Annotated in this window: 8 protein-coding genes; 1 reads left to right on the top strand and 7 read right to left on the bottom strand. The window is 27.0% G+C overall.

Going from position 1 to position 9334, the window contains the following annotated elements; all coding sequences use genetic code 11:
• Window positions 1-332 precede the first annotated feature (332 nt).
• Together E6248_RS09425 and E6248_RS09420 are read right to left on the bottom strand one after the other, a co-directional pair.
• Window positions 333-1133, bottom strand: coding sequence for a hypothetical protein (locus tag E6248_RS09425; protein ID WP_316340564.1), 801 nt, complete (start codon window positions 1131-1133; stop codon window positions 333-335).
• A gap of 22 nt (window positions 1134-1155) precedes the next feature.
• Entirely contained in the window at window positions 1156-1722 is a 567-nt protein-coding gene (locus E6248_RS09420; protein WP_316340563.1) for a TetR/AcrR family transcriptional regulator, read from the bottom strand.
• Between the two features lie 150 nt (window positions 1723-1872).
• Here E6248_RS09420 and E6248_RS09415 point away from each other — a divergent pair, with 150 nt between their 5' ends.
• Window positions 1873-2640 (top strand): N-acetylmuramoyl-L-alanine amidase, encoded by a 768-nt coding sequence (locus E6248_RS09415; protein WP_316340562.1) that lies wholly within the window; start codon window positions 1873-1875, stop codon window positions 2638-2640.
• Between the two features lie 194 nt (window positions 2641-2834).
• Here the strand turns inward: E6248_RS09415 and E6248_RS09410 are convergent, their stop codons facing one another.
• The 5 genes from E6248_RS09410 to E6248_RS09390 form a co-directional block, all read right to left on the bottom strand.
• Window positions 2835-4397 carry a chloride channel protein gene (locus E6248_RS09410; RefSeq protein WP_316340561.1) on the bottom strand — a complete coding sequence of 521 codons (1563 nt, stop codon included), beginning with the start codon at window positions 4395-4397 and terminating at the stop codon, window positions 2835-2837.
• 9 nt (window positions 4398-4406) lie between these two features.
• Window positions 4407-5162 carry a 5'/3'-nucleotidase SurE gene (surE, locus tag E6248_RS09405; RefSeq protein WP_316340560.1) on the bottom strand — a complete coding sequence of 252 codons (756 nt, stop codon included), beginning with the start codon at window positions 5160-5162 and terminating at the stop codon, window positions 4407-4409.
• Between the two features lie 89 nt (window positions 5163-5251).
• Window positions 5252-6253, bottom strand: a complete 1002-nt coding sequence (locus E6248_RS09400) for an LLM class flavin-dependent oxidoreductase (RefSeq protein WP_316340559.1) — start codon at window positions 6251-6253, stop codon at window positions 5252-5254.
• 129 nt (window positions 6254-6382) lie between these two features.
• Window positions 6383-8362: an ABC transporter permease gene (locus tag E6248_RS09395; RefSeq protein ID WP_316340558.1), complete on the bottom strand. Its 1980-nt coding sequence runs from the start codon at window positions 8360-8362 to the stop codon at window positions 6383-6385.
• Window positions 8352-9122, bottom strand: coding sequence for an ABC transporter ATP-binding protein (locus E6248_RS09390; RefSeq protein ID WP_316340557.1), 771 nt, complete (start codon window positions 9120-9122; stop codon window positions 8352-8354). Before E6248_RS09390 ends, E6248_RS09395 begins: the two co-directional genes overlap by 11 nt.
• Between the last annotated feature and the right edge of the window lie 212 nt (window positions 9123-9334).

Below are 9334 nucleotides of genomic sequence, written 5' to 3'. Positions count from 1 at the left end.
AATAAATAATGATTTTTTATCAAATATATTATACTACAAATAAATGATAATTACTATTACTCTTATTTAATAACAATTCTTATTTATCCCATAATTAAACAATTACATCTTTAATTTCTACCTTATATAACAGTACCTTTAATCATTTTATAATTAAATCATTCTAATTTTTATAGAATTTCTAATATCCTTGATACTATTAAAAGCAATTTCTTCTTTATCCCCTAAAAATAAACAAAATAAATAAATATTTATTTATATTTAATCAAAAAGAAACTCAGCCAAAGCTGAGTTTCCACATTAATTCTTCATTCTAAATTCTTCATTTTTCATTACCTATGTTCGTGATCTCTTATATGATTAATACAATAACATTGCTTTCCTGAACATTTAGAGCAATATCTAAACTCCATCTTAGGATCCTGAGCTTCTGTTATACCACAAACTTCACATCTATGAAGCACTTCAATTGGTCTTGATTGAGACTTGAATTTTTGTTGTCTCTTAAAGTTAGTTGCATTACTTCTAGTGCCTGTAACTAATTGTTTTCCGAAGAATATAAAGAAGTTTAAGACTGGAACTAAAGTTAATAACATTCCACCTATACTAAACACACTTAAATACATTAAGAATCTAATTGCAATAATTATCCAATCAAATATAGCTAAGTATTTTACCTTTACAGGTATTATATAGAACAGTAATACTTGAAAGTTTGGATAAATTATAGCAAATGCTAAAAATAAGGACATATTAATATATGATCCTGTAGCACTTATACCTGTTATCATTGATACTATAATTGTAGCTATCATACCTACAAAATAGTAAAAATTAAATTTAAACTCTCCCCATTCATTTTCTAGTCCAGTTCCTGCTAAATAGTTAAAGTATAGTCCAAATATAAATGATATAGTATTAAGACTTGATGGAACAAATATAAAGGTTATTAACCTCCATACTTCTCCTTCCATAACCTTAGATGGATCTAATATTAATTTGCTCATAAATGTAGGATCTTGAGTAATCATGGTAAATCCATATACTAATATTGTTCCAGCTATAATTATTAGCATTAAATTCTGTATATAGAACCTACCGATCTTTCTTTCAAGTTTATTTAACCAATTCATATAATAAACTTCTCCTTTATTATTATAATTTGTTTACTAATATATATAAAAAGTCATCCATAGTGTATTCAGTGTTTTTCATAGATAAAGTAATCATATTGCTTATTAAAAAAGAAGTTAATTTTCTAGTCTCCATGTTAATAGTAATATCTTTATTTTCTTTATGTAACTCTATTATTTCATCTACTATTACATATAACTCTTCCATAACATCATATTTCTTACATTTATCTGCATCTGCCTTTTTTTCTTTTACTATCTTTTCATCTTTTGTAATATGATAAAACACTTCTTTATGATATTTTAAGAATTTTTCTAAATTCTCATATATGGATTTTATTTTTTCTTCAAGTTTGATATCCTTAGCTTTTATATTTCTTGATTCTTCTATTACTTCTATCCATGTATCATTAAAAATCTCCATAACCAGAGACATCTTATTTTCAAAATAATTATATACAGTTCCGAGTCCTATTTCACATCTATTAGCAAGCTCTCTCATGCTAAAATTATTATATCCTTTTTCCTCCAGCAAGATATAGCCTTCTTTCAATATTGTTTCTCTTGCATTTTGTAATATCTTAGGCATAAAAGTCCCCCCCTTTACTATAGTTTATATCAATCTTTCTATATTATCAACTAATGAAATAACACTTATTCTTTTCCATATATTTACTTTTAGTTAATTTCTTATTATACTTATATTATGTAAAGATATAATAAATTTAAGGAGTATATCATGGAAAAGACTAGCTTTAACCTAGAAAACAAAAGAAAACTCCTTTATAAACGGAAAAGAAGAAGAAAGATAATCTTTCGTTTATCATTGTTATTTACTTTAATATTTTGCATATCTATATATTTTATTCTAAATAGCAAAGGACTTATTAACAGAAAAGTTACATTATCACCTCCAAAAGAAAAAGAATTTATAGTATGTATAGATCCTGGACATGGTGATTTTGATATAGGCTCCAAAAGTCCTTCTGGTTCCTTAGAAAAAGATATTGTACTTACTATTTCCTTAAAGCTTGGAGAATTACTAGAGAAGGAAAATATTAAGGTTGTTTATACTAGAACTAATGATTCCTTACCTTGGTTAGATGATGCAAATGATAGTTTGAAAGAAAGAGTTAAAATTTCAGAAGTCTTTAAATCTGATTTATTTATTTCAATACATTGTAATAGTAACTACGATGATACTAATGCTAAAGGTATAGAAACTTGGTATAAATTAAATGATGAAGAAAGTAAAGACTTTGCCGAAAATATTCAGCTATCATTATCTAACTTAAATTATACTGATAATAGGGGCGTTAAAACTTATGCCAAAAAAGAAGATTCATTAGCTGTATTAGAATTAAATTCAGCTAACTCAGCCTTAGTAGAACTAGGCTTTTTAAGTAACTCCCTAGATGAAAGATATCTAACATTAGATAACAATCAAGATAAGATTGCTACTGCATTAAAGGAAGGAATACTAAAGCAATTAACAGTTGATAATTAACAATTTACAATTGAAAAAAACTCCTTGCGGAGTTTAAAAATATTTTTTTGTAGTTCTCATGAATTATATCAATAATTATTCATTTTTAATTTTTGATTCTTAATTTAAATTTTATCTATTTTGTAACAGCAACAGGGGACTTCTCAAGGGTACCCCTGTTTATAAACTTCAATTTATTTATAAAGTCCAAATTTTTAAACCAATGTTAAACTATTAACTTCTTCTATAACCTGCGGAGACTTGTGCAAGCTAACTAAAATAACAATATAATCCCCATTTTCAAGCTTTACATATCCTCTTGGGATTATTTCTTTTTCTCCTCTTTTAATTGAAACTAATAAAGAATCCTTTGGCCACTCTACTTCATTTATATACTTACCTTCTGCTACACTTCCCATTTCAACTACAAATTCTAATATAGTTTTTTTATCATTATCCTCATTACTAGAAACTCCAACCTTCTTTAAAAGTCTCTCTAATAATGTTTCATATATTGCTTCATTTCTTAATAATTCAGAAGTAATATAAGAAATAATTACTACAACTGATAAAGATAATAAATGACTAAAAGAGCCTGTCATTTCCATAATAAGAACTATACCTGTGATAGGAGCCTTTACTACTGCTGAAAAATAGGCTGCCATTCCTAAAGCAATAAAATTAGTTATGTAAATTGTATTTACTCCAAAGTAATCTACTGATATTACTCCTGCTATATTCCCTAAGATCGCTCCTAGTAAAAGCATAGGTAAAAATATCCCTCCTGGTACTCCAGAACCAAAGCATATTAATAGAAGTAAAAACTTCAATATATATATTATAATTAAAGCTAATAAGGTCATTTCACTAGATGTTAGATCCATTATTAACTCATGTCCACCACCTAATAAACTAGGATATATAAGGCCAACTATTGCTGTTATTACAAAGGGGATCATTACCTTAACTTCTGTTTTTATGTTTTTGAATTTTGAATAAATATTTTGGAATAAAACTATTCCCTTAGAAAATATAACTCCCATTATACCAACAAAAATCCCTAGTAATATAAGTATCCAATAATATTTTAACGGCATTATTGATAACTCACTAAAGTTTAATGATGGCTCCATTCCTAAAAAGTTTTTAGAAACAAAATCTGCAGTAATTGCTGCTGCCATTGCTGGTAATAATACTAAAGGAGAAAAGCTTCTATGTACTTCTTCTAAAGCAAAGATTATTCCAGATAAAGGGGAATTAAAGGCTGCAGATAAACCAGCAGAAGCACCTGCTGTAATTAAAAATTCTTTTTTTACAGGAAATCTTTTATATGTTTTTTCTGCAACTCCTTCTCCAACTGAAGCCCCTATTTGTACAGATGGACCTTCTCTTCCTAAAGTAAGTCCTGCTGATAAAGCTATTACACCTCCAAAGAATTTTAAAACTAATATTCTAAGCCAATTTAATTTTAGCTTATTTAATACTCTTCCTTTAACTTGTGGAATACCACTACCAGCTATCATAGGTTCTATTTTACTCATATATCCTACAATTAATCCTAGAAAAGCTAAAATTATTAATACAAGAAATATATTTAAAACACCCTTATTCCCCCAAAAATAAAATTCCTTAAAAACTGCTGAAAATTTAGTTATTAATATTCTATTTAAAACTATTACTATTCCTACTAATAACCCAATTATTATTCCTTGAACTATTAGTCTAAATTTCATATATTTTCTTTCTTTTAAAATCTTCTCTATATTTTCTTCATCCACTATTATCACCTAGTTTTCAAATATATTTTTTACCTCATCTAAGATCTTAAAATTAGTAAAGTCATAATGTAAAGGTGTTAAAGTTACGTAACCTTGTGATAAGAAATATAAATCAGAATCGTCTTCTGATATTGCATTTCTAGTTCCCTTTATTTCATATATCATATCTTCATTTTCTTCTACTAAAATATAATTTGTTTTGTAAGTAGATTTACCAAGCTTGCAAACCTTAATTCCTTTTATTTCTTCTTCATCAACATTTGGTACATTAACATTTAATACAACATCTTTTCTTAAATAACTTTTTTCAGCTATATCTACTACTTTACTTATCCATTTAGCTGCCTTGCTGTAATCTTCATCTTCTCTTTCCCAATCTACCTCCATAGAAATAGCAATTGAAGGAACATTATATATAGCTCCTTCTACTGCAGCAGAAACAGTTCCTGAATAAAGTATATCAGTTCCACAATTTAGGCCTCTATTTATTCCTGAAATAACCAAATCAACCTCTTTACAAAGTAATGATAAACCAGCCTGAGTACAATCAGCCGGCGTTCCAACTAAACTATATGCCTTAAATCCATCATCTATTTTTTCTTCTCTTATCCTTATAGGATTATGAATTGATATAGAATGGCTTGAAGCACTCTTTTGCTCTCTAGGCGCTACAACTGTAATTTCATGTTTCTTAGAGATTTCTTTTGCTAAAGTATATATTCCTCTTGCATTTATTCCATCATCATTAGTAATTAGTATTTTCATATTAGTCCTCCTAAAATAAGTATTATTACATATTATATACTATCATAAATTTAATTATTATAAAAAAGATTGTGCATATAACACAATCTCTATTCCCTAAAAGCTTCTGAAATTAATCTATAAGACTTTAACTTTTCCTCTAAACTTGTATTTAAATTAATTATCATAAATTCATCAGTATTATAAAGCTTACTCATATTTATAAGTTGTTCTTTTATTTTATCTGGTGTTCCAACTATCATTCTTTTTCTATTCCTATTAACAACTTTCATCTCTGTCTCAGAATATTTATAATCCAATGCCTTTTCTAGTGAAGGTACACCAAAAGATTTTCCCATTTCAACTAGTAATAATGTCAAATCCATTATCGCTATTTGATTATTAACTTCTTCTTCTGTTTCTCCACAAATTACAAAGCTACAAATTATAGTATTAGGTGTCGAAGAAATAACTGACTTCTTAAAATTGTCTCTATACCAATTTACAGAACTTACTCCCATCCCTCCAGTTATAAACTGTGCATAAGCATAAGATGCCCCTATACCTGATGCTAGTCCTGCACTTCCACCACTAGATCCTAGTATATGAATTTCTGGATAAGTATTTATTATTGGTGTCGCCTTTAAGCCACTGAATTCATGATTTTCTGGAATTATATCATAAATATATCTAACTAAATCTAATACCTTCTCCTCATAATTGTCATTAAAAATACTTCTTCCTTGCATTAACGCCTTTGTTGCAAGTGGCATACCACCAGGGGCTCTACCTAATCCTAAATCTATTCTATTAGGGTATAGTGCTTCAAGAACCTTAAAGTTTTCAGCAACTTTATAAGGACTGTAGTTAGGAAGCATTACTCCACCTGATCCTACCCTAATCTTATTAGTCCTAGCTGCAATACTTGAAATTAGAACTTCTGGACTTGATCCTGCTAAGCTTTTTGTATCATGGTGCTCAGACACCCAGAACCTATAATATCCTAACTTTTCTAATTCTATCGCAAGGGTTATAGTATTATTCAATGCTTCTGTTGATGTAGATCCCTCTCTTATAGGAGATTGATCTAATGCACTTAACTTAATCTTCATTTTCCTACCTCTTTTAAATATTCATTTTATATTCTTATTATACACTATAACTATTTGAGAAATATTTTCAAGTATAGATTTTAATAAAAAAACACCGTATATTCATTTTGAATAATACGGTGTTTAAAACTAAATTACATTATTTATATTTTTCTTAGCCCCGAAATAAGTTGATATAAAGTATCCTCCATATATAACAACTAAAACTGCCAGTGCTATTAATACATTTTTCATAATGCTAATACTTCCAAACATAGTTATTACTCTTTTAGAAAATTCTAATCCTGCAATTGAATGTATTAATGCTAAAGATAGCGGCATTAAAAAGTAAATTGCTATTTGTATTAGTAATGATTTATTTATAAGTTTTTCATCTACACCTATCTTCTTTAATAAGTTATATCTTGCAATATTATTGGTTGATTCTGATAACTGTTGTAGAGCTAAAATAGCAGCTGATGTTATTAAGAAGATACCTCCCATATATATTCCTAAATATGCTATAGTAGCTCCCATACTTGATGAACTTGCTAATAATGATTCTTTATCATTAGACACAAAGTAAGTATCTCCACTTCTTTTATTTACTTCTTCAATTTTAGCAATAATTATCTTACTATCATCATTTTTATAACTCATATTTACATATGATGTATATGGAGTTAAATCACTTACAATATTATCATTTACTATAATGGTACAAATATTATTTTTCATAATATCATTATATGCTACTAATTCAATAACCTTATTATCTGATGGCTTTAGTATATTTCCATTTATATTAATTTCTTTATCTTCTTTTATAGCAGTGTTTAAGGCCTTATTAGCTTCCTTTATATCAGAAAATATTGCATACTCTCCAGGATTTAAAGATATTTCCTTTTTATTATCCATCTTCATAAGTTCATTAAACTTTGATAAAGAAATTATTTGTACTTCACTATTAGTTGCAATAGGATATAAATCCTTTAATTCTTTTCTATCCTCTTCTTTTATAATATCATTATATTTTAAATCACTTTTATAATTAATGTAACTAACATAATCATCAGAATAATCACCTAAGACTAATCCTTTTTCCTTAAAGTATTCTTCAATATCTACTCCATCATAATTTATTATAGTTAAATCATGATGAGTTAAATCTTTCAAATCAGAATTTAATGCACTACTGATTCCAAGACCTCCTGCAAGCATACATATACCTGTAAATAATAATAAACATATAAAGGACATTGATATAAATACAGTATTTATTTTGCTATTTATTTGTCTTAGCACAAACATATTTAAGTTTTTTAAATAAAATCTTTTATTAGATTGCACTAGCTTTAATAAAAATCCTGATAAAGAGAAGAAGAATAAAAATGTTCCACCAGCACCAAGTAAGATACTTGTTCCATTTATACCTATTGTTGAAGCTCCATTATCAAGAACTGTATAATAAGCTAGGCCTATCATAACTAAGCTTATTATAAATGTAAAAACAGAAACCCAAACATTTCTTACTTTTATATTTTCATTTTGCTTTGAAGAATTTAATAAATCTATTAACTGTACCTTTCCAATTGATACTGAGTTAAACATTAATACTAATATATAAATAATTCCAAAGGAAATTATAGTTTTAATCATAGCTGAGTGCGAATAAACAAATTTAAAATGACTTATTTTAACTTGAAACATCTTTGCAGTTAATAACGATAAACCTTGAGATATAATAATCCCAAGTCCTAAGCCTATAACAAGGGATATTATACCAACTAATAATGTTTCAATAAAAAGTATTTTAGATAATTTCCCTTTATCCATTCCTAGAGTCATATATACTCCAAACTCTTTTTTTCTTCTTTTTATTAAGTAATTATTTGCATATATAATTAAAAATGCTAAAACAAAGGATATAAATATTGACGCATATCCCATTACTTGATCAACCATCTCAAAAGCTTCTTTTTGAACTTCACTAAAATCTAACATTATTCCTTGAGATTGTATTGAGTTAAAAGCATAAAATATACAAACACCAAATACTAATGTTAAAAAATAAATTGCATAATCTTTAAAACTTCTTTTTAAGTTTCTAAAAGCTAACTTAGAATACATTATTTTGGTCACCTCCAAGAAGAGTAATAACTTCAATTATCTTATCAAAGAATTCCTTTCTTGAATCATTACCTCTAATTATTTCATTAAATATCCTACCATCTTTAATAAATAATATTCTTTTAGCATAACTTGCTGAATATGCATCATGAGTAACCATCATAATAGTTGCATTAAGATTTTTATTTAAATCTTCCATACTTTCAAGTAACATCTTTGCAGATTTAGAATCTAAGGCACCTGTTGGTTCATCTGCTAAAATTAATGAAGGCTTAGTAATTATTGCTCTTGCTGATGCAACTCTCTGCTTTTGTCCCCCTGACATTTCATATGGGTATTTATTTAAAACTTCTTCAATATTTAATTTTTTTGCAACTTCCCTAACTCTTTTATCTATTTCCTTATGATTCACTTTCATTATAGTTAAAGCTAAAGCTATATTTTCATATGCTGTTAATGTGTCTAATAAATTAAAATCTTGGAATATAAATCCTAATTCTTCTCTTCTAAATTTAGATATTTTCTTAGAATTTAATTTTGTAATATCATTTCCAGAAATAAAAATATGTCCACTACTTACTTTATCAATAGTTGAAATACAATTTAAAAGCGTAGTTTTCCCACTACCAGAAGCACCCATTACCCCAACAAATTCTCCTTCTTCTACTGTAAAGCTTATATTATCTATAGCCTTTGTTATATTTCCTCTTTTTCCATAATACTTCTCTATATTGCTAACTTTTAAAATTTCTTTACTCATGCTTAATCCTCCTATTTCTTACTATAGGCTTATTTTATTGCTTTTTTTTAATTTCATCCATTGATATATATAACATTAAACTTACACTTTTGTAAGTTTAAAAAAGTGCACACATTTAAATTACCTTATGCAATTGTCTTCTTCCACCTTATCTTAAAATTACATATCAACATAATTTATAAAAGAAAAAAATACTGCAATAAATATTATAT

Source organism: Clostridium sp., from assembly GCF_032552055.1.
Lineage (GTDB): Bacteria > Bacillota > Clostridia > Clostridiales > Clostridiaceae > Clostridium.
Note: the sequence above shows the minus strand (reverse complement) of the source record. Positions and strands in the feature narration are given on the sequence as shown.

Bases quoted from the DNA above. Each gene is read 5' to 3' on its own strand.
- E6248_RS09425 (WP_316340564.1), bottom strand. From the start codon at position 1,133: ATGAATTGGTTAAATAAACTTGAAAGAAAGATCGGTAGGTTCTATATA.
- E6248_RS09400 (WP_316340559.1), bottom strand. From the start codon at position 6,253: ATGAAGATTAAGTTAAGTGCATTAGATCAATCTCCTATAAGAGAGGGA.
- E6248_RS09390 (WP_316340557.1), bottom strand. From the start codon at position 9,122: ATGAGTAAAGAAATTTTAAAAGTTAGCAATATAGAGAAGTATTATGGA.
- E6248_RS09420 (WP_316340563.1), bottom strand. From the start codon at position 1,722: ATGCCTAAGATATTACAAAATGCAAGAGAAACAATATTGAAAGAAGGC.
- E6248_RS09395 (WP_316340558.1), bottom strand. From the start codon at position 8,362: ATGTATTCTAAGTTAGCTTTTAGAAACTTAAAAAGAAGTTTTAAAGAT.
- surE (WP_316340560.1), bottom strand. From the start codon at position 5,162: ATGAAAATACTAATTACTAATGATGATGGAATAAATGCAAGAGGAATA.
- E6248_RS09415 (WP_316340562.1), top strand. From the start codon at position 1,873: ATGGAAAAGACTAGCTTTAACCTAGAAAACAAAAGAAAACTCCTTTAT.